A 20,090-nucleotide genomic window follows, 5' to 3' on the forward strand; every position below is an offset into this window, starting at 1 on the left:
TCTGCAAATCAGCGCAGTTAGCGGCGCTTCTTCTGCTTGAGATCCTTTTCGTGCACGGGCTCTTCGCCGCTTTCGCGACGGGCGGCGTAGTAGTCACGAGCTTCGTTCTGACGAGTGGCCTCAATGCCCGAGGCGATCGGTGCACGCACCAACTCGTCGGTCAGACCGAACGCGGCCACGAGATCCAGAGCCTGCGGACGCAAGCGCGGAAGCAGACGGTCATCGATATAGTCGGTGATCGCTTGCGCGCGGTTCGTGGAGATACGACCGTGCATGAGGTACCACGCGAGGTTCTTCTCGATGAGAGTGAAACCGAAGAGGTCACGCAACCAGGTCATGACCTGAGCGGTGTCTTTGTCTTCGATCTTCTCAATGGCGCGAGTGAACGCCTCCCACTGCAGCAGCTCGCCATGCGCGTACGCAGTCATGATGAGCTGGTTCTGGTGGCTGTTGAAGAGAGCGGCAGCCTCAGCCTGCGGAAGCTTGCTTGCCGGACGCAACTTGCCGGCGACATCCGCCACCATCGTTTCGACGCGGTCGGTGAGCAGCTGGCGCTGGGAGTCGGTGTCGCGAACGTAGCCGATGGAGCGGGCCGTTGAGCCGAAGTCCACGACATTCTGGGCGAAGCGGCGAAGGCCCGTGCGGTTGACGGCGGCCTCGTTGACCTGGTCAGCAACGTAGTGAGCCATGGCACCGGCATCCGCTCCCGCAAACTTGCGCGAGTAATCGGTGAGCAGTCGCTTGGCCACGAGCTGCAGCAGCACGTTGTTGTCGCCCTCGAAGGTCACGTAGATGTCCATGTCGGCACGCATCTGAGTGAGGCGGTTTTCGGCCATAAAGCCGGAGCCACCGCAGGCTTCGCGAGCCTCTTGCAGGGTGTCGAGGGCAGCCCACGTGCTGAGCGGCTTGAGGGCCGCGGCGATCGTCTCGAGGTCTTGACGGTCAGCATCGGTATCGGTGCGACCCGAGAAGACACCGTCGAACTTGTCGAGGAACTCCTCGTGTGCGAACGACATCGCGTAGGTCTGAGCCAAGCGCGGCAGCAGTCGACGTTGGTGACGCTGGTAGTCCAGAATCACTTCTTCGTTCGTGTTGCTGGATGCCGTGAACTGTCGTCGCTCGGAGCCGTACTTGATGGCGATGTTGAGGGCCAGTTTGCTCGCGAGCACTGCAGCGCCATCGAGCGAAACCCGGCCCTGAACGAGCGTGCCGAGCATCGTGAAGAAGCGACGACCGGGGCTGTCGATGTCGGAGGTGTATTCACCGTTCTCGTCAACGTTTCCGTAGCGGTTGAGGAGGTTGGTGCGGGGAACGCGAACGTGGTCGAAGTGTAAGCGGCCGTTGTCGATTCCGTTGAGGCCGCCCTTGAGGCCATCGTCTTCGGTCGAGACTCCGGGCAGCGGGCCGTTGTCGTCGCGCAGCGGAACGTAGAACGCGTGAACGCCGTGATTGACGTCCTTGGTGATGAGCTGCGCAAAAACGGTAGCAGCCTTGCCGTGGAGCGCGGCGTTACCGAGGTATTCCTTCCACGCGGCGCGGAACGGAGTGTTGATGACGAACTCATCGGTGTCGGCGTCGTAGGTTGCGGTCGTGGCGATGCTCGCGACATCCGATCCGTGACCGATCTCGGTCATCGCGAATGCGCCAGGAGTCTTGAGGCTCATGATGTCGGGCAGCCACTTGTCGTGGTGCTCCTTGGTGCCAAGGTGAACGACGGCAGAGCCAAAGAGGCCCCACTGCACGCCTGACTTGATCTGCAGCGACGGGTCAGCGAGCACGGTCTCTTCGAACGCGGCGATGTTTCCGCCGTGGTTGTCGTCGCCGCCGAGGTCAACCGGGAACGCGCGGTGAACAGCGTTGTTATCGACCAGCAGTGAGAGCTGGTGCAAAACACGCTCACGGTGGTCTTCCATTGAGAGCCCATCAACGCGGTGGAACTCGGGGTTCGACATGAGCGTGCGGGACTCTTTGCGCTCCTTCGCCCACTTGCCGAGAAGGTATTCACCCAACCATTCGACATCGATGGTGGGGGCAGCGACAGCACTATCTGTCGTCGCGGCAGTGGGGGAAGTTGCGGCGTTGTTGGCGGGGGTGGATGACTCCGGCGCCGACTCGGTCGCCGTGTGGTCGTGAACCTGGGTCATGGCTATCTCGATTCGTCAAAGTTCGGTAATCACACGCTACGACTGGTGTTCGCGGGTGCAAAGCGGGTCGTGCACCATCAATGAAGCGGATGCCGGACCCACCGCATCCGTTTGTGCGAAACCGCAAAACAGCCGCCGTAGCGTTGTGGGATGTAGTGCGAAACTGGTTCGTCAGGCCTCGGGAATCTTTCTTCAGGCACCGTTGTTGGGCTGCATGAAAGGATGTAACTATGTCGACAATCACTCTCACCTCAGAAGACTTTGGCCAGGCGGTCACTAAAGACGGAATCCTCCTCGTGGATTTCTGGGCCGAATGGTGTGGCCCCTGTAAGCAGTTCGGGCCCATCTATGAAGCCGCAAGCGAAGCCCACCCGGACATCACGTTCGGCAAGGTAGACACCGAAGACCAGCAGGAACTCGCTGGCGCAGCAGGAATCACGTCGATTCCGACGCTCATGGTTTTCCGTGAAGGCGTACTCGTCTTCTCACAGCCCGGAGCGCTCCCCGCTCCTGCTCTCGAGCAGGTTATTGAAGGCGCCAAGAACCTCGACATGGTTGAGGTTCACAAGCAGGTTGCTGAGCAGCAGGCTGCAGCAGCATCAGGCGAAGCGCCTACTGAGCACTCCCACTAACCGGCAGCATCACCGCAGACCACAAAGGCCCCGCCGACGTCACGTCGGCGGGGCCTTTTCTGTGCGCGAACTAAGGCCGCCTACGGAGCACCAATCGAGGCAGCCAGATCTGCCACGAAAGCATCGACTGCCCACGGCACCGAGAGCGCAGTGGGCGCGATCATGCCCAGAGTCGGCTCATCGAGGAATCCCGGATAGTGAATGACCCCGTCAGCCCCCGTAGCACTCGCTTCAACGAACGTTACCCAATAGGGCGCACCGACCGGGTCCCCGATATAAATCAGCACATCGGTGTCAAGCTGTTCGACATCGTCGGCCCACAAGTAGTACACCTTGCCGTTGTACGATTCTGAGTTGTAGGCGACAGTTGAGTCATCGGCGTAAGTGAAACCAAGTTGCTCGAGGAGAGCCGCGACCGCAGTGTTCGATTTACTGTAGGCAACAGAGCCTCCTTGCGGCGAGATGACCGCGATGGTCTTTCCTGCGAACTCAGGATGCGCCGCAGCGTGCGCCGCCAACGAATCATCGATGGACGCTAGGTGAGCCTCAGCCTCAGGCACGTGACCAACAATCTGCCCCATCTGGAGGAGGGTTTCGCGCCACGAGTTCGAAGAGCTGAACGATGGAGAGTCGAGGGCTGAAAGAGCTGGACGGATCGTCGGGGCTACCTCAGGCAGATCATTATAAAAGGCAAGCCATGACGTCGGATCCATGTCGAACGGATGAAAAGGCAGCGCCGTGACGATAACGTCTGGCGAAACTGCTTCCACATCGGCAAGAGTGTCACCGTCGAGAGGATCGATGGTCGGCACCGCGCCGACACCGAGCGAGCCGATCGCTTCCTCTTGCCAAGGACCAAGCGAGCCGCCGCCGGAGGCGACCGGCCCAATACCCAGCGCTAGAAGCGAATCCGTCTGCTCAGCGCCGAAAGTGAAGATGTGTTCCGGCGCTTCTTCGAGCGTAGTTTCACCCTCAGAGTGCACGACCGTAGTGGGGAACGCGGGCGCAGCCGTCTCCGTGGGAGCTGGTCCACCCGCAGGAGCGGCCGTAGGTTCGGGCTCTACTGGCGGGCTGCAGGCGCCGAGCAGCAGGAGCGCCGTTACTCCTGCCGCAGCGATGGACACGGTTCTTCTCAACACTGTAGACATCTGCATCCCCTAACAAAAAGTGAGCAATTTCTCACTTCACGGTAACGAGCGAGGCGCCTACCTACCCTTCTGGTTCCAAAGTTTGGCCTGATCGTTATCCAGGGGTGGTCGAATTGCCTATCTAGCTATCAGCTCACGGCGTTAGCGAGGTCGCGCACAAGGGTGTCCGGGCCCACCGCACCCGAAAGCGCAGATGGTCGGGCGCCCCGGGCGACACAAAAGCGGCCACTGACGTTGACGTCTGTGGCCGCTTTCGAGAGGTGATTCGCGTGGTGACTGGAGTGGTCGCGCGTTAGTTCAGCGCGCCAGCGATTGCATCCACGAAGCTGTCGATTCCCCAGGGCAGCGAGAGCGCCGTGGGCGGCGAGACCGAGGCCACGAGCGACGCACCGTTGACCGCGATGAGACCACCGTTGGCCACGGCCGGGATGCTCTGCGCGTAAGGCTGGGCGGCGAAAGTATCGCCGGCTTCATCCGTCTCCGCGTACGCAATCAACAGGTCACTGTCGAGCTCATCGAGCTTCTCGTAGCTGAGAGTGTAGAAGAACGTTGCGTCACCATTGGCCAGGGTCTCAACCGCGGGAGCGCTCTCAAGACCGAGGTCGAGCAAGAACTCCACGCGGGGGTCTGCCGGCTTGTAGACGTAGAAGGTTCCACCGACGTCGAACGTCGCCGCAACGGTCTTGCCCTCGAACTCGGGATGCTCGGCCGCCTTCTCTGCAACGAGAGCGTCGATATTGGCGAGCACGTCATCCGCGGCAGCAGTCTTGCCGAGAGCGGTGCCCGTGGTGCTGATCACGTCGCGCCACGGGGTAGCCCACGGCAGCTCGGGGTACGCAACGACGGGAGCGATCTCACTGAGGAGGTCGTACTGCTCTTCGGTGATTCCCGAATAGGTTGCGAGGATCAGATCAGGGGCGGCTTCGGCGATTTGCTCGTAGGCGGGAGCATCCGTGGTCGCAGGGACAATGATGGGGTCGTCGCCACCGAGTTCGGCGAGAGCATCCGCTGCCCACGGCAGAACGCCGTTCTCGTCGCCACCGTAGTTTTGTGCTTCCATGCCAACCGGAACGACGCCGAGAGCGAGAACGGCGTCGCCGCTGCCCCAGCCGAGAGTGAGCACGCGCTGCGGTTCGCTCTCGATGACCGTTTCACCGAAGGCGTGCTCGATCGTGACGGGGAATGCGTCGGAGGCTGCGGGCGCATCCGTTTCGCCTTCGGACGTTGAGGCGGCGCAACCGCTCAACGCGATGAGGGCGGCGGTGGCCGCAGCGAAGGCTGCGAGGCGGGAACGGCGTGACATTGATCTCCTCGATCGAACGATAGGTACAGAGTAAGGATAGGCTTACCTAAGCGAGTTGTGCAAGCGATAACGCACGCTAGCGACGTCCCAGCGGGATCACCATTGGCGAGCCAGAAACCGGATCGGCCATAATCTGAGCCTCGAGCCCGAACGCCTCGCGCATCCGCTCTGCCGTCACAACCTTGGCAGGCGTGCCCTCGGCGATGATCTGCCCCTCGCCCATGAGGATCATGTGATCGGCATAGCGCGCGGCCAAGTTGAGTTCGTGCAACACCATCACGATGGTGGTGCCTCGCTCGCGATTGAGGGTGGCGAGCACGTCGAGCGCATCGAGCTGGTGGCGCACATCCAAGAAGGTGGTGGGTTCGTCGAGCAGCAGAATGTCGGGATCCTGGCTGAGCGCCATCGCGATCCACACGCGTTGACGTTGCCCACCCGAGAGCTCCTCGAGCCGCCGCGATGCCAACTGAGCGGTGTCGGTCGCTTCAAGCGCGTGCTCGACAGCCGCCTCATCCGCCGCCGACCACTGCTGAAACCAACCCTGATGCGGGTAGCGCCCACGAGCCACGAGGTCGCGAACCGTGATGCCTTCCGGCGCAATCGGCGACTGCGGCAAAATGCCCACAACTTGCGCAACCTCTTTCGATGCCATCGAGTGGATGTCGCGGCCGTCGAGCATCACGTGACCCGACGCCGGTCGCAGCAACCGCGACAGCCCGCGCAGCAGTGTCGACTTGCCGCAGGCATTGGCTCCCACGATCACGGTCACCGTGCCGTCGGGGATCGTGACGCTCACGTTCGACACAATGTCGCGCCCACCATAGTTGAGGGTCACGTTGTCGGCGCGCAGATCGTGCGGTGGGCGCTGGGTCGCCACTTGAGCGTTCGCAGCCTGAGCGCTCGCGGCCTGGACTTTCGCGACGGCAGGCGGCTGATCGGGGCGCTGCTTCACGATGCACGTCCTTCGCGGTTGGTGGTGGAGATAAGCCACAGCAGGTACGGGGCGCCCACGATGCCGGTGACGATTCCGGTAGGCACTTGGGTGCCGGTGGTGATGAAATGTTGGGCGACAAAGTCGGCGCCGAGAACGAGCACGATCGCGACGAGAGCGCTGGGTACGAGCGCGAGGCCTCCCCCGCGCACCAGGCGTCGCGCGATTGGTGCGGAAACGAACGCGACAAACGCGAGCGGTCCTACTAGGGCGGTCGCGATCGCGACGAGAGCTACCGCGACGACGATGAGGGCGAGCCGCGAGCGTTGCACGGAGACCCCAAGACCTGCAGCAAGATCATCGCCGAGCTGGAGCATCCGCAGCTTCGATGCCAGCAGGAAGACCGCGGGCAGCAGGATGACGAGGCTGACAGCCATGATGAGGATGTCGTGCCAGCTGGCTCCGCCGAGCCCGCCGACCATCCACACGAGAGCTTGTTGCGCGTCGCGCACGTCGCCGCGGGTGATGAGGTAGCCGAGCACAGATTGTGCCATGAAGGCGATGCCGACGCCAATGAGCACGAAGCGCATGCCGTTCATGCCCGAGCGCCACGAGAGCAGGTAGATCGTGAACGCCACAAGCAGCGCGCCGCCGAGCGCGGAGAGTGACACAACGAGTCCGGTGGCTCCGAAGACGAGCAGGCTGAGCACGGCGGCGACACTCGCTCCCCCACTGATGCCGATGATGTCAGGGCTAGCAAGTGGGTTGCGCAGCAGGCTCTGGAACAGGGCACCAGCGAGGCCGAACCCGACAGCAACCAGCACGGCAAGAAGCACTCGCGGCAGCCGCAACTTGAAGACAATGAACTGGTCGGATGAGGTGCCGCCGCCAAATAACGTCGCGATCAGGTTGGGCAGAGTGAGGGTATATGCCCCGACCGCAATACTGACAAGAACGAGCGCGAGACCAAGCGCCGCGAGGACGATCGAGACGCGCCACGTGCGGGTCATAGCCCGGCCAGCTTCACTCGGCGCACGAGGGCGATCATGACGGGCGCACCGATAATGGCGACGACGAGGCCCGCTTCGAGCTCGGACGGTGCGACCACGAGGCGGCCCACGATGTCGGCGACCAACAGGAGACTCGGGCCGACGACGGCGGAGACAGCAATAATCCAGCGGTAGTCAGGGCCCGTGAATGGGCGCACGATGTGGGGCACAACGAGACCGACAAAGACGATGGGGCCGGCAAGCGCGGTGGCGGATCCGCAGAGCAGAACGACAGCTCCGGCTGCGACCGCACGAGCAACGTAGACCCGCTGGCCGAGGCCGCGAGCGAGGTCGTCTCCGAGGGCAACAAGGTTGAGCATCCGGCCCGAAATAATCGCGAGGAGCGCACCCGCCACAACGAACCCTATTGTGAGGCGCACGGCCTCAAGCTCGCGGCTAGCGAGCGACCCCACCGACCAGAACCGGAAAGTGTTGAGAGTGTCGGTGTCGGAGATGAGCACGAGGGAAATGACGGAGGTGATACCAGCGGTGACCGCTGTTCCGGCAAGCACGAGTTTGACCGGAGTGGCACCTTCGCGCCCCAGTGAACCGATTGCGTAGACAATGCTTGCCGCTGCAGCTGCCCCCGCGAAGGCGAACCAGATGTAGCCCGTGGGGTTGGTGATCGACAGCACGCTGATCGCGAAGACAACCGCGAGCGAGGCGCCCGCGTTGACGCCGAGGAGGCCGGGGTCGGCGAGCGGGTTGCGGGTCACCCCCTGCATGACCGCTCCGGCGACGCCGAGGGAGAGGCCTGCGAGAAGACCAACAATGGTGCGAGGTAACCGCAGTTCACGGATCACCAGTTGGTCGTTGTTGCCCACCTCGGGGTCGAAGAGTGCTTGCCAAATTTGCGAAAACTCAACGCCGCGAGCGCCGAGCGCGAGACTCAGCACAAGCACAATCGCGAGCAAACCGAAGGCCGAGCCGAGAGCGATCCAGCGCTGGGTGCGGAGGCTCAGTCGTGCGCGCGAAGCCGAGGCGGTCTGGGTCATAGTCGGGGGTGGTGGTGCGAGCTACTGCGCTTCGGACTTGCCAAGACGCCAGTACCCCATGAACGCAACCTGCTTGCGGTCAACACCGGTCTCGCTCACAAGAAAGCGGCGCAAGAGTTTGATGGTGCAGGCTTCGGCGGCAAGCCACGCATAGAAATGCTTTCCGGATGCCTCACCCGGCGAATCCCAGAGAAGTTCGGTGTCGACATCGATATCCCCGAGCAGTTGAGGTGTCGGGGCGAGTGCGGGTAACACGAGTGACGCGTTGGCTTTCGTCCACGCCCGAACGGCGGGGTCGAGCGCGGAGCCTGCGGGCTGCTCGCCGCGCGGAAGCCACGTGACGTGGCAGTTACTCGTGAGGTTCAGGGGAGGCTGGTCTGCGGCATCCGGGATCTCGATAAAGGCGTGAGCCTGCACGCTGGGGTCGAGGCGTTCAAGGATGTTGCAGATGGCGGGCGCTGACGTTTCATCGCCGGCCAGAAGCACAGTGCGGGCGGGGCCGGGGTGCCAGTCGATGCCGATACCCGAATGGATGCTCGCCGCGTCGGGCCCGACGATGATGACCTCGTCACCGGCAACCGCGCTGGCGAGCCACTGCCCAGCGGGGCCGTTGGCGCCGTGGAAGACCATGTCGACATCGATCTCGCGGAGCTCGGGACGCACGGCACGGATCGTGTAAGTGCGAAACGGGTTGCGAGCCTCGTCGGGCAGCGCACGCCACCGGGCGTACCAGGTGCCCTCGGCGATGGTCTGCGGATCGTTCGCGCCGATGTCGCTCAGGCCAACGCCCGGCAGCGGAAAAACGATCTTGATTCGCTGGTCGAAACCATCAGTGCCGAAGGTCTCGAACTCGGCACCGGTGAAAGTAACGCGCCTGAAGTGAGGCGACAGTTCGCGGATGCTTTCCACGCGTGCGGCAAATGGTCGATAGCCCGGGCGGGCATCCTTTGCAGTCTCGCGCTCCAAGGTAAGCATTGCCTAAGTATGGCATACCTAACCTGAAGCGAAAAGGGTCGGTTTGCGCGCGCTCGGTGCCCCGTTACGGGCTTGTGGGCGTTTCTGCCCCTCGCTGCTAGCGAGCGTTCGGCTGAGCTTCGCGACGCTTCTGCAGGCGGCGATCGCGCTTGCTTCGAGAAAGCGGAAACTTCGCGTCGAGGTGCGGATCCAGATAGAGCCGCTGGAGCGCAAAAAGAATGAGCACTCCACCGCCCCAATAGGCCGGAATGATCACCGAGCCCAGCTGGCCGTTCGTTGCACCGAGCAGCGTGATCACGACACCAACGCCGATGAAAAGATAGCGCCATCCGCCATGGGTCCTGTCGCGCGCAGACTGTTGGTCATTCGTCCGCGATTCGAACGAGTCAACGCGGCCATTGAGCTCATCGCTCTCAATCGTCGCGAAGAGATCGCGAACCGGGACCCCGAGTGCATCCGCAACCAGCGACAGCGTCTCTAAGCTCGCGTCGCTTCCGGCTTCTAGTCGCTGGATGGTTCTGATGCCAACCCTGCAGGCATCAGCCAGTTTCTCTTGGGTCCATCCCCGCTCTCGGCGGAGTTCCACAATCCGTGTTTCGTTCATGTGGCCAATACTCCACGAACTGACGGATGCTCGCTACGTCAGCCACCCGCCAATGATCCGCCACGGACACGCCAACCAGCCGCCAGCACACCGCCGGCTTGGCGACAGCGGGCTACCACCGCAAAAAATCAGGCTCGAAGACACTGATTATGCGCAATCGCACAGTCCAGAGGCACCCATTTGGGCGACCCTGGACTTCAGCTGGAGCGGCAGGTGACTAGCCACCGAACGCAGCCAGGTGCTTTTCGGATGCCGCGAGCAATCGTTCGTAGACGGCGATAACGGCGGGGGCGGTGGCATCGTCAGCGGCCGCGGCGAGGTCGCGAATGTCCGTCTCCTCTACGGTGCGAGCCGCTTCGTAGGCGTCATCTCGACTCTGTGAACCTTGGGCGAGCAGCGAGTCGTAGAGATCCTGCATGCTCTCCGAGGCGAATTCGCCGATGGGTTGTCCGACTGTGGGATCGGCCAGGTCATAGCGTTCAAGGAGGGTCTGTACTGCCGAGAGGTGGTTGCTCTCAGAGTTCGAGATTCGGTCGAAAACGTTGTCCCCGTACAGGTCGCCGAACGCGATGTAGAGATCGTGGGCTACTTTTTCTTCCTCAGCCATCAGCGAGAGCGTCGCTTCTTGTTCGCTCGTGAGCGTTCCGCTGTCGAGGGTGCTTTCGCCCATCTCTTCTCCGTCGGCTCCGTGGCCATTCTGGCCGCCACGTTCCGATCGCGACGAGTTCGCGTCTTCACCCATAGTGCGATCTGACCGTTCCAGAGAGTGGCTGCTTTGACCAGACCCCGCGGATGTCGCGACACGGCCCATTTTCGTGCCGACAGCAAAACTGGCGCCGGCTACGAGAGTGACGGCGAGTACGCCGCCGATGATCGAGGTGGTGATGATGGTTGCCTTGCGCATGTGGTGCTCCTGTTCCTTGTGTATAGGTACACAGTGCGCTCACGATGTGCAGGTCACGATGCGGTCGTGTGGAGATGGTGTGGAGACTGCATTTTCGCGTCGTGGAATAAGGTGAGGTATGCCAACTGTGCTGGTCGTCGAAGATGAGCGGGACATCCGCGAGGTGCTCCGCCGCTATCTTGAACGCGCCGGATTTTCGGTGCTCACGACAGGCTCGGGTGCCGAAGCGCTCAAGTTGTTTGCCTCAGCAGATCTCGTGCTGCTCGATCTCGGACTGCCCGACATTGAGGGCACCGACCTGCTTCGTGAGATTAAGGCTCTCGGCACTCTGCCCGTGATTGTCTTGACCGCTCGAAGCAGCACCGAGGAACGCATCCGCGGCTTGGAGCTCGGGGCCGATGACTATGTCACGAAACCTTTCAGCCCCCATGAAGTTGTTTTGCGCGTTCAGGCGGTGCTGAACCGCCGCGGTGGCTCGAGTGATGACAACGACATTGCTACCTACGGCGGCAACCGACTACGAATTGATGAAGACTCCCACCGAGTCTGGTTGGATGACGTGGAACTCGATCTGACTCCCACCGAGTGGGGGCTGTTGTCTGCCATCGCCGCAGCCGCTGGCCGAGTCTATTCACGCTACGAGTTGGTGAATCGGGTGCGTGGCTACGAATACGAAGGCTACGAACGCACCATCGATTCCCACATTAAGAACCTTCGCCGCAAGCTTGGAGCTGACGGGGCACAGGTCGTCGAAACCGTGCTCGGTGTTGGTTATCGTTTGGGGTTCACTCGGGATGAGGCGCGACGATGACCCGCGGCTCCGGTCTTAATCTCTTGGGACTCGGCGCCCTCGGCACTCGCATTCTCCTCGCCTTCGTCGCGGTTGCCATCTCCACCGTGCTGGTACTGGCGGCCGCAGCCCTCATCGGGGTCGACCGCGGAGTGCAAGCCGGCGAACAGGCCGATCGGCAAGAGGTCGCTGACTCCATCGCCACTACTGCCGCCGAGGCGTACCAGCGTGCGGGAAGCTGGGATGACGCCGACCTCGCTCGCGCCGTGCGAATCGGCGAAGCGGCATCCGCTCGCCTCGTGATTCTGGATGCGGCCGGAACGACGGTGATCTCGAGCGGAGTTCCCAATGAGAATTCGCTCGGAAGCGGCGGTGTACTTGGCTCTTCTGCCAGCGTCGCCGACATCACCGTTGATGGCGCATCGGTGGGTACTGTGCGCGTGGCGCTCTCCGCTACGACCTCGTCTAGCGTGCTCGATATAGCGTGGAAATGGATTGTGATTGCCGGACTAGTGGCCCTCGTTATCGCGTTCGCAGCCAGCTGGCTCGTCACGCGGTTTCTTGTCGGCCCGCTCCACACAGTGACGGATGCCGCACGCGCGTTTACCGCAGGCAACCGCACGTCGCGGGTCGCCGGCAACGCTCCGGGGGAGCTCGGAGAACTCGGCGCCGCGTTCAACGGGATGGCGGATGAAGTCGCGCGCTCGGAACGGGATCGTCGCAATCTCACCGCCGATGTCGCCCACGAATTGCGGACTCCCCTTGCTGCGCTCCAAGCGGGCCTCGAAGAACTTCGCGACGGGTTGATTGCCCCCGATGCTGAACGACTTGCTGCGCTGCACGATCAATCGCTCAGGCTCGGACGCATCGTTGCAGACCTTGCCGAGTTATCTGCCGCCGAAACCGCCGGGGCTCTGCCCCGCGAGAGCCGGGTGGATCTGGCTCAGATTTCCCAAGAAGAGTTGGCTCTGCATGACGCCCGACTTCGAGCGGCCGGGCTTCACATCATCACCGATCTGTCCGAGCCAGTGTTCGTGCAGGGCGATGCCGACCGACTTCATCAGGCGATCGGCAACGTTATTGCCAATGCTGTTCGCTATTGCCGCGACGACGACTCACTGATGGTTGCGCTGGCGGTGCAGGGCGACGAGGCGGTACTCACGATTTCTGACACCGGCCCCGGCATCCCCGTGGACGATCTGCCCTACGTTTTCGACCGGCTCTGGCGAGGCACCGCAGCCCGGGACATTTCCGGTTCCGGTATCGGCCTCGCGGTCGTGCGCGAGGTTGTCGCACAGCACGGAGGCAGCGCAGAAGTCGAGTCTGCTGTCGGAGAAGGAACCCGGATCATCATCCGGCTCCCCCTCGCACGCTCAATCTGAACACGCTCAATCTGAACAAAACCCAGCAGAAGTCAGCCGCCGAATTAGGCCGAAGGTGCTTCGGCCAGTTGCCGTCGGTAGCGCGGGCGATGGCTCTGCACTCCAGCGGGAATCAACCGCGCAGGAAAGCGAATCAGCCGTGCCAAAAATACAATCGAAGTCAACGGAACAAGAGACAGCGCGCTCGCCGACGAGCCGTCGCGTCGAATCCGGACATCCTGCACCGACATCTCACTCGACGTGACGACCTCGAGGGAAGGCCGGTCCGCAAATAGGGTGTCGAGCAAAACGAGTTCGGAGGCCGTAACCAATCGGGAGCCGCTCTCACTCGCGCTGCGGGCACGGCCGCGTGCACTACCCCGGGCGCTGGCACTGGAGCTGGCCCATCGCGGGGCGACGACCGTGTGGGATAGAGCAGTGCGGATTGTGTATGGCAAAGCGTTTCCTCTGTACAAGTGTTATTAACGTTCTTGCCTGTTAACACTGCACTTGAGTGCCGTTCATGACGGCATTCGCAAAATCAGACCACAATTAAAATTCAGGCGGCCCGTCATAGGGGGCGTCATCATCCGAGTAGAACGGGATGTCGTTCTCGTCGCCGGGAACGGATACTGCCGGGGTTGGCGCTTGGCGCTGAGCCGCTCGAGAAGCAGTCGGCTTGGATGTGGCAGGCCGAGATGCCGCTGGGCGAGATTGGCGTGACGGCGCGGAAGTCGACGCGCCAGCAGCGGGCGCAGCAGCAAAGGCTGGCGAAGCGGCAGCCGCCACCGGCGCGGCAGCAGCGACCTCGGGCGATTCCCCCGCAACGACAGCAAGCACCGCAGCGCCATAGGTCTCGAGTTTCTTCTCGCCAACTCCGCTGATTTCTGACAACTCGGCCAGCGACTCTGGTTTGGTGACGGCAATACCGCGCAGCGTGGCATCCGCAAAGACGACGTAGGCGGGCACGCCGTTATCGCGCGCAACTCCCGAACGCCAAGTGCGCAGGTTCTCAAACAGATCGGTCGCCGAGGCGGGAAGGTCTGTCATGACCTTGCGCTTCGCCGCACCGCCGCTCGCGCCAGAACCGCGACCCTTGCGGGGTGCTTCCTTGCGCAGCTTCACCGTGCGCCCACCGCTCAACACCGACGCACTTTCGGGCGTGATCGCGAGCGTGCCGTACTCCCCCTGCACCGTAAGCAATGACTGCGCGAGCAGTTGCCGCACGACCGAGCGCCAGTCTTGCTCCGAGACATCGGAACCGATTCCGAACGTGGCCAGATCGTCGTGACGTTGCTGCGTTACGCGCGGCGTCACTTTGCCGATGAGGATGTCGACCAGGTGCCCAGCGCCAAACTTTTGGTTGCGCTCGCGCTCCAGTCGCACAATCGTGGACATCAGCTTTTGGGCCGCGACCGTGCCATCCCATGACTCGGGCGGAGACAAGCAGGTGTCGCAGTTGCCGCAGGCGGTGGACTCCTGGCCGAAGTAGCCCAGCAACTGCACGCGGCGGCACTCCACGGTTTCACACAGGGCGAGCATCGCATCAAGGTGAGCGCTCAGATTGCGGCGGTGAGCCAGGTCGCCACCCGACTGATCGATCATGCGGCGCTGCTGCATGACATCCTGCAAGCCGTAGGCCAACCACGCGGTCGCAGGCAGACCGTCACGACCGGCACGCCCTGTCTCTTGGTAATAACCCTCAACACTCTTGGGCAGATCGAGGTGGGCGACGAAACGCACGTCGGGCTTGTCGATGCCCATACCGAACGCGATCGTCGCGACCATCACCATGCCCTCTTCGCGCAAGAAGCGGCTCTGGTTGCTGGCCCGAATCCTGGAGTCGAGACCCGCGTGATACGGCAGCGCGGGGATGCCGTTCTCCACCAAGAACTGCGCGGTCTTCTCAACCGAAGCCCGCGACAGGCAATACACAATGCCGGCGTCGCCCGAGTGCTCGGTGTTCAACAGCGTGAGCAGCTGCTGCAACGGCTGCGCCTTCGCTTCAATGCGGTACTGGATGTTGGGCCGGTCAAAACTAGAAACATACTGAGTAGCGTCAGTGAGCTTCAGTCGCTGCGCGATCTCTTTGCGCGTGGCCTCCGTCGCGGTCGCGGTGAGCGCAATGCGCGGGACGCTCGGCCACAGGTCGTGCAACACATCGAGCTGCAAGTAGTCGGGGCGAAAGTCGTGGCCCCACTGCGACACACAGTGCGCTTCGTCGATGGCGAAGAGCCCGATCTGGCCCTGTTTGAGCAGTGACACGGTGGACGAGACGCGGAGTCGCTCGGGCGCGAGGTAGAGAAGATCCAGCTCACCAGCCCGGTACGCGTTTTCGACGCGAGTGCGCTCGTCGGCGGACTGGGTGGAGTTGAGAAACTCCGCACGGGCGCCAACGGCGGCGAGAGCATCTACCTGATCTTGCATCAGGGCGATGAGGGGCGAAATGACAACGCCAGTGCCTTCGCGAACGAGCGCGGGGATTTGGTAACACAGCGACTTGCCGCCGCCGGTAGGCATGAGCACGAGGGCGTCGCGGCCCTGCACGATGGTGTCGATGATCTCGCCCTGCTGCCCCCGGAACGAGTCGTAACCGAACGTGGACTCAAGAACAGACTGGGCAGACACCATGCCGAGAAGTCTAGGCGCAGCCACTACCATTGGCATGATCCGTCCCCACAGCGACAGGCACCATGTTCACCGTATTTCTCGGGCTCTCTAGCGCGCTCACGTTTGGTGCCGCAGACTTTTTCGGGGGCATCGCCGCCAAGCGAATTAGCCCCATTTTGGCCACCGCCGTCGGCGCTGTTGCTGGGCTCGCTGTGCTTCTGCTGATCTTCCCGTTCGTCTCGAACGTGTGGTCAATCGAGGCAGTGCTCTATGGCGCGATCGCTGGCGTCAATAGTGCGGTGGCAATCGGCCTGCTCTACGCCTGCCTCGCGATCGGGCCGATGAGCATCCTCTCGCCCGTGACCGCGGTCATGTCGGCGATCGTCCCGGTGACGGTTGGCTTGCTGCGCGGAGAGTCTCTCGGGGTGTTTGGGTTCGTCGCGATCCCGATCGCGCTCATTGCCGTGGTGCTCGTCGGGTTCGTCCCCGAGAAAGGTGCCGTGCGACCGAGCGCCAAGGCACTCATGATGGCGGTCGGGGCGGGCAGCGCGATTGGGCTCTTCTTTGTGATTCTGGATGCCGCCCCCGACGACTCTGGCATCATCCCGGTCGTGGGAAACCGCGTCGTCAATGCGGCACTCATGTTCACGTTGTTCTTTGTCATGGCGGCGTTAGCTAAGCGCCGCCGAGCCGGAGCACCAGCCCCCGCCCGCTCGTCCCTGTGGCGCCGCGGACTCTATTTCGCCATGATCGGCGGCACCCTCGACGTAATCGCCAACATGGCGATCATCACGGGCGTGCGCATCGGAGACCTTTCGGTCATCGCCGTGCTGACCGCGCTCTACCCCGCTGGCACGGTGCTACTGGCGGCCATCGTTCTGCGCGAGCGCATCGCCCCGGTGCAATACGTGGGCATCGCTCTCGGCATCGCCGCGAGCATCTTGCTCGTAGTGGGCGACTAGCGCTCAACCATCACGGCCAGCGGCCCCGCCGCACGTCGCCTAGTCGGCAGCGCGCCGCGAGCTACCCCTTCGTCGAACCCGCGAGCAGTCCGCGCACGAAGTAACGCTGCAGCGCGAAGAACACGATGAGCGGAACAAGGATCGAGATGAAGGCTCCGGCGGTGAGCAGGTTCCAGTCTTGACCACGGCTACCGGTGATTTCTGCGAGCAGTTTCGTCATCGGCGCCACTCGCCCGTCGGCAAACACCAACGCCACGAGCAGGTCGTTCCAGACCCAGAGGAACTGGAAGATCGCGAACGACGCAATGGCCGGCATCGTGAGCGGAAGCACGATGCGGAAGAAGACCTGGCCGTGGCCCGCGCCATCCACTCTCGCAGCTTCGATGAGCTCGGAAGGAATCTCGGAGACGAAGTTGTGCAGCAAGAAAATGGCCAGTGGCAGCGCGAAGATCGTGTGCGCAATCCAGACCTGCGAATACGAGTTGGAGGCATTGAGACTCGAGAAGATTTCGATGTCACCGATGGACAGCCCACGAGAGAACAGGCTCAGCAGCGGAACAAGTGCCATCTGCAGGGGAACGATCTGTAGCGCGAAGACGCCGATGAACATCCAGTTGCGACCGGGGAACTTGATCCACGCGAAGGCATACGCTGCCAGGCTCGCGATAACGAGCGGGAAGATCGTGGCCGGCAAGGTGATAGCGATCGAGTTGATGAATGCGCCAGCCAGATTGAGCTGGCTGTTTCCGGCCGCCAGCACCTCGGTGTAGTTGTTGAGAGTGAAGCCGGGGTTCTGGAAGATCGTCCACCAGCCGTTACGCAGAATCTCCTCGGGCGGACGAAGCGAGGAGACGAACAGCCCGAACGTCGGCGTCGTCCACAGCACCGCAATCACTAGTGCGGCAAGCGTGGCTCCGCGACTCGTGAGGCGCTTCTTGGTGCGCTTAGCGGCGCCGTTTTCGCCCCGGGCCAGTTGCTTCTTAGTCTTCTTGTTCAGTGGAAGCTTCGCGGGCACTGTCGCGGTCATCGGATCTCCCTCTGCTTAGCAATCTGTCTCGCGTTGTACACAACAATCGGCAGCACCATGATGAACAGCACGACCGCGAAGGCGGCAGATCTACCCACCTCGAAGCCCTGCCACTGCGAATACATTTCGTTCGCGATCACGCTGGTTTCGTTCGCACCAGCAGTCATCGTGCGAACGATATCGAAGACTTTGAGCGAGGCGATAGAGATCGTCGTCAACACCACAACGAGCGAGCTGCGGATGCCCGGCACGGTCACGTTGATGAACCGTTGCCACGCGTTCGTTCCGTCGAGCTCCGCGGCCTCAAGTTGCTCGGCGGGAACACCCTTGATCGCAGCCGACAGGATCACCATCGCGAAACCGGTCTGGATCCAGATCAGCACGACGATGAGAAAGAAAGTGTTCCACGGAGAGTTCGAGATCCAGTCGACCGGTTGCCCGCCCATCCAGACCACAATTTGGTTGAGCAAACCAATCTGCTCTTGGCCAGCGGGGCGCACGGCATAGACGAAACGCCAGATGATGCTCGCGCCCACAAACGAGATAGCCATCGGCATGAAGACGAGCACTTTGAAAATTTTCTCGCCGCGCGACTTGTCGATAAAGACTGCGTAGGCGAGTCCAAAGATGGTGGAGACCGTGGGAACAATCAGCACCCACACGACCGTGTTAAGAACGGTGCGGATGCCGGTGTCTTGAGTGAAGATCCAGATGAAGTTATCGAGGCCGACGAAGCGGGTTCCGCGGCTGTTCATGAAGGCTTGGATGGTGGTCTGAATCGTCGGGTAGATGAGACCAATCGCGAGCAAGAAGATCGCCGGGCTCATGAAGCCGACGAGCTGGAAGAGGTAGCCAGCACCCTGCTTAGAGCGGTAGTCGAGGATGAAGAAGAGCCCACCGAAAACAGCTGCTGCGCCCGCTGCCCAATACACCGAGCCCAGTGTCAAGAAGATGAAGGTGGGGATGAGCACGCAGGCCGCGGCACGGATGATCGTGTACTTGCGGCCACTGCGCGGAGCGATCTCGATGAAGAAGATCAGCAGTGCGATGACCACGAAAAATGCCAGAAGCACGAGGGGAATCTGAGCGAGCGCGGGGAGCGTGGCTATCCACGCGAGAAAAGCTGACATTAGCGACCTTTCGAGTGCATCACTGGACTCTTCACTTCACTGGCATTTCTGCTGTTTCGACTCTACCGAGGAGTCGGCACGAGTGGGAGAAAAGTAAGCGTGGGCTGGAAGCACAATCGTCCAACCCACGCTCACCGTTGAAGGGTGTTACTCAGACGGCCATGACGCATCGATGGTCGAGAGCACTTCTTCGGTTGACTTGCCGTTGACCCAGTCGACCATTCCGGTCCAGAACGATCCAGCACCGACAACACCCGGCATGAGGTCGGAAGCATCGAAGCGGAACGTGGTGTCGGGGTCCTGCAAAATCGTGATGGCCTCCTGCAGGATGGGGCTGCTCGCGCTTGCAGGGTCAAGGCCATTGTTAGCGCTAATGACGCCGCCCAAAGCTACGCGAGAGTTTGCCCACTCGGGGCTCGACAGGTATTCCTGCACTGCGATGGTGTCTTCGTCGTTGGAGAAGGCGCCGACGATTTCGCCACCACCGGTGACTGCGTTGCCACCCGCTTCAGCAGAGGGAGTGACGAAGGCCCAGATGTCAGCATCCGGTCCAACCGTGGCGTTACCGTTCTTGGGGTCCTGAATGAACCCGTCGAAGAAGGATGCCTGGTGGTGGAGGGCACAGGTGCCGTCGCCGAGGGCGCGAGCCGGGTCACCAAACGGGGTCGAGTTGATCGACTTCACGTCGCCGAATCCAGCATTCACGTAATCCGGGTTCAGGAGGATGTCGCCCACCGAATCGAACGCCGAGACGATCGCAGGATCACTGAACGGGATCTCATGCGAAACCCACTGGTCGTAGACGTCTGGTCCCGCTTCGCGCAGCACGAGGTCTTCTACCCAGTCCGTTCCTGGCCAACCGGTTGCGGCATCCGAACCGAAGCCAGCACACCAGGGTGCGGTTCCGGTTTCGTCGGCGATCGTCTGAGTGAGCGTGAGCAGTTCGTCCCAGGTCTCGGGAACTTCGACGCCCCATTCCTCGAATTGCGATGGCGAATACCAGACGAAGCCCTTGACGCTGGCCATGAGCGGCGCACCGTAGAGAGTGTCGCCCGTGGTGGCGTACGCAGCCCAGTCCTCTGACCAATATTCTGCGACGTTGGAGGCGACGCTGTCGGGCGCCGGCTGAATGTAATCGCGCGAAGCGAGGTCAGCGAGAAGACCTGGCTGCGGGAAGATCGCGATGTCAGGGGCGTTGCCACCCTGAGCACGGATGCTGATCTGCGCTTCGAACTCTTTGCTCGATTCGTACTGAATGTCGATGTCATTCGCTTCTTCCCAGTCAGCCCAGGATTCTTCGAGAAGTTCAGCCTCAGTGTCGGCGATGGTGCCATAGATGGTGACTACGCCATCCGCTTCACCCGCATCGCCGGGGCCGCCTGTGCCACCAGAACCGGAGGCGCAGCCCGTAAGAACCATGCTTGCGACGCCAAGAGTGGCGATGGGCAGCAAGGCCCGTCGAAAGTTGTGAGAAATCATACAAATCCTCCTCGTCGAGGTTTGCCCGCAAGCCGAGCAGCGTGCG

Annotated in this window: 17 protein-coding genes; 4 read left to right on the forward strand and 13 right to left on the reverse strand. The window is 62.1% G+C overall.

What is annotated here, in order from left to right; genetic code table 11:
• Window positions 1-17: 17 nt before the first annotated feature.
• On the reverse strand, window positions 18-2,144 hold the full coding sequence (locus tag I6E52_RS06930; RefSeq protein WP_197155698.1) for an acyl-CoA dehydrogenase: 2,127 nt from the start codon (window positions 2,142-2,144) through the stop codon (window positions 18-20).
• 230 nt (window positions 2,145-2,374) lie between these two features.
• On the opposite strand from I6E52_RS06930, the gene trxA reads away from it, so the two are divergent.
• Entirely contained in the window at window positions 2,375-2,776 is a 402-nt protein-coding gene (trxA, locus tag I6E52_RS06935; RefSeq protein ID WP_197122825.1) for a thioredoxin, read from the forward strand.
• A gap of 80 nt (window positions 2,777-2,856) precedes the next feature.
• Here trxA and I6E52_RS06940 read toward each other — a convergent pair whose 3' ends face one another.
• From I6E52_RS06940 to I6E52_RS06975, 8 genes are all read right to left on the reverse strand, one after another.
• Window positions 2,857-3,924 (reverse strand): ABC transporter substrate-binding protein, encoded by a 1,068-nt coding sequence (locus tag I6E52_RS06940; RefSeq protein WP_197155700.1) that lies wholly within the window; start codon window positions 3,922-3,924, stop codon window positions 2,857-2,859.
• A 292-nt stretch (window positions 3,925-4,216) separates the two neighbouring features.
• Window positions 4,217-5,227, reverse strand: a complete 1,011-nt coding sequence (locus I6E52_RS06945; protein ID WP_197155702.1) for an iron-siderophore ABC transporter substrate-binding protein — start codon at window positions 5,225-5,227, stop codon at window positions 4,217-4,219.
• Window positions 5,228-5,303: 76 nt separating this feature from the next.
• Window positions 5,304-6,179 (reverse strand): ABC transporter ATP-binding protein, encoded by an 876-nt coding sequence (locus tag I6E52_RS06950; RefSeq protein ID WP_374059094.1) that lies wholly within the window; start codon window positions 6,177-6,179, stop codon window positions 5,304-5,306.
• A complete protein-coding gene (locus I6E52_RS06955) occupies window positions 6,176-7,168 on the reverse strand; it encodes an iron chelate uptake ABC transporter family permease subunit (RefSeq protein ID WP_197155704.1) in 993 nt (330 codons plus the stop codon). Before I6E52_RS06955 ends, I6E52_RS06950 begins: the two co-directional genes overlap by 4 nt.
• Entirely contained in the window at window positions 7,165-8,202 is a 1,038-nt protein-coding gene (locus I6E52_RS06960) for an iron ABC transporter permease (RefSeq protein WP_197155706.1), read from the reverse strand. Before I6E52_RS06960 ends, I6E52_RS06955 begins: the two co-directional genes overlap by 4 nt.
• Window positions 8,203-8,223: 21 nt before the next feature.
• Entirely contained in the window at window positions 8,224-9,177 is a 954-nt protein-coding gene (locus I6E52_RS06965) for a siderophore-interacting protein (protein ID WP_197155709.1), read from the reverse strand.
• Between the two features lie 97 nt (window positions 9,178-9,274).
• Window positions 9,275-9,781, reverse strand: coding sequence for a helix-turn-helix domain-containing protein (locus tag I6E52_RS06970; protein ID WP_197155711.1), 507 nt, complete (start codon window positions 9,779-9,781; stop codon window positions 9,275-9,277).
• Window positions 9,782-9,998: 217 nt separating this feature from the next.
• Window positions 9,999-10,685: a DUF2202 domain-containing protein gene (locus tag I6E52_RS06975; protein WP_197155713.1), complete on the reverse strand. Its 687-nt coding sequence runs from the start codon at window positions 10,683-10,685 to the stop codon at window positions 9,999-10,001.
• Window positions 10,686-10,803: 118 nt separating this feature from the next.
• Between I6E52_RS06975 and I6E52_RS06980 the strand changes: the two genes are divergently transcribed.
• Both I6E52_RS06980 and I6E52_RS06985 read left to right on the forward strand, forming a co-directional pair.
• Window positions 10,804-11,496, forward strand: coding sequence for a response regulator transcription factor (locus I6E52_RS06980; RefSeq protein ID WP_197155715.1), 693 nt, complete (start codon window positions 10,804-10,806; stop codon window positions 11,494-11,496).
• Entirely contained in the window at window positions 11,493-12,857 is a 1,365-nt protein-coding gene (locus I6E52_RS06985) for a cell wall metabolism sensor histidine kinase WalK (protein ID WP_197155717.1), read from the forward strand. The genes I6E52_RS06980 and I6E52_RS06985 overlap by 4 nt, the downstream gene beginning before the upstream one ends.
• Window positions 12,858-13,388: 531 nt before the next feature.
• Here I6E52_RS06985 and recQ read toward each other — a convergent pair.
• A complete protein-coding gene (recQ, locus tag I6E52_RS06990) occupies window positions 13,389-15,467 on the reverse strand; it encodes a DNA helicase RecQ (protein ID WP_197155719.1) in 2,079 nt (692 codons plus the stop codon).
• Window positions 15,468-15,529: 62 nt separating this feature from the next.
• On the opposite strand from recQ, the gene I6E52_RS06995 reads away from it, so the two are divergent.
• Window positions 15,530-16,408 (forward strand): DMT family transporter, encoded by an 879-nt coding sequence (locus tag I6E52_RS06995; protein WP_197155722.1) that lies wholly within the window; start codon window positions 15,530-15,532, stop codon window positions 16,406-16,408.
• A gap of 61 nt (window positions 16,409-16,469) precedes the next feature.
• On the opposite strand, the gene I6E52_RS07000 is transcribed toward I6E52_RS06995, so the two are convergent.
• From I6E52_RS07000 to I6E52_RS07010, 3 genes are all read right to left on the reverse strand, one after another.
• On the reverse strand, window positions 16,470-17,435 hold the full coding sequence (locus I6E52_RS07000) for a carbohydrate ABC transporter permease (RefSeq protein ID WP_197122802.1): 966 nt from the start codon (window positions 17,433-17,435) through the stop codon (window positions 16,470-16,472).
• On the reverse strand, window positions 17,432-18,565 hold the full coding sequence (locus tag I6E52_RS07005) for a carbohydrate ABC transporter permease (protein ID WP_197155724.1): 1,134 nt from the start codon (window positions 18,563-18,565) through the stop codon (window positions 17,432-17,434). Before I6E52_RS07005 ends, I6E52_RS07000 begins: the two co-directional genes overlap by 4 nt.
• Before the next feature lie 147 nt (window positions 18,566-18,712).
• Entirely contained in the window at window positions 18,713-20,044 is a 1,332-nt protein-coding gene (locus I6E52_RS07010) for an ABC transporter substrate-binding protein (RefSeq protein WP_197155734.1), read from the reverse strand.
• Window positions 20,045-20,090 lie beyond the last annotated feature (46 nt).

It is taken from the genome of Salinibacterium sp. NG253 (assembly GCF_015864945.1).
GTDB lineage: Bacteria > Actinomycetota > Actinomycetes > Actinomycetales > Microbacteriaceae > Rhodoglobus.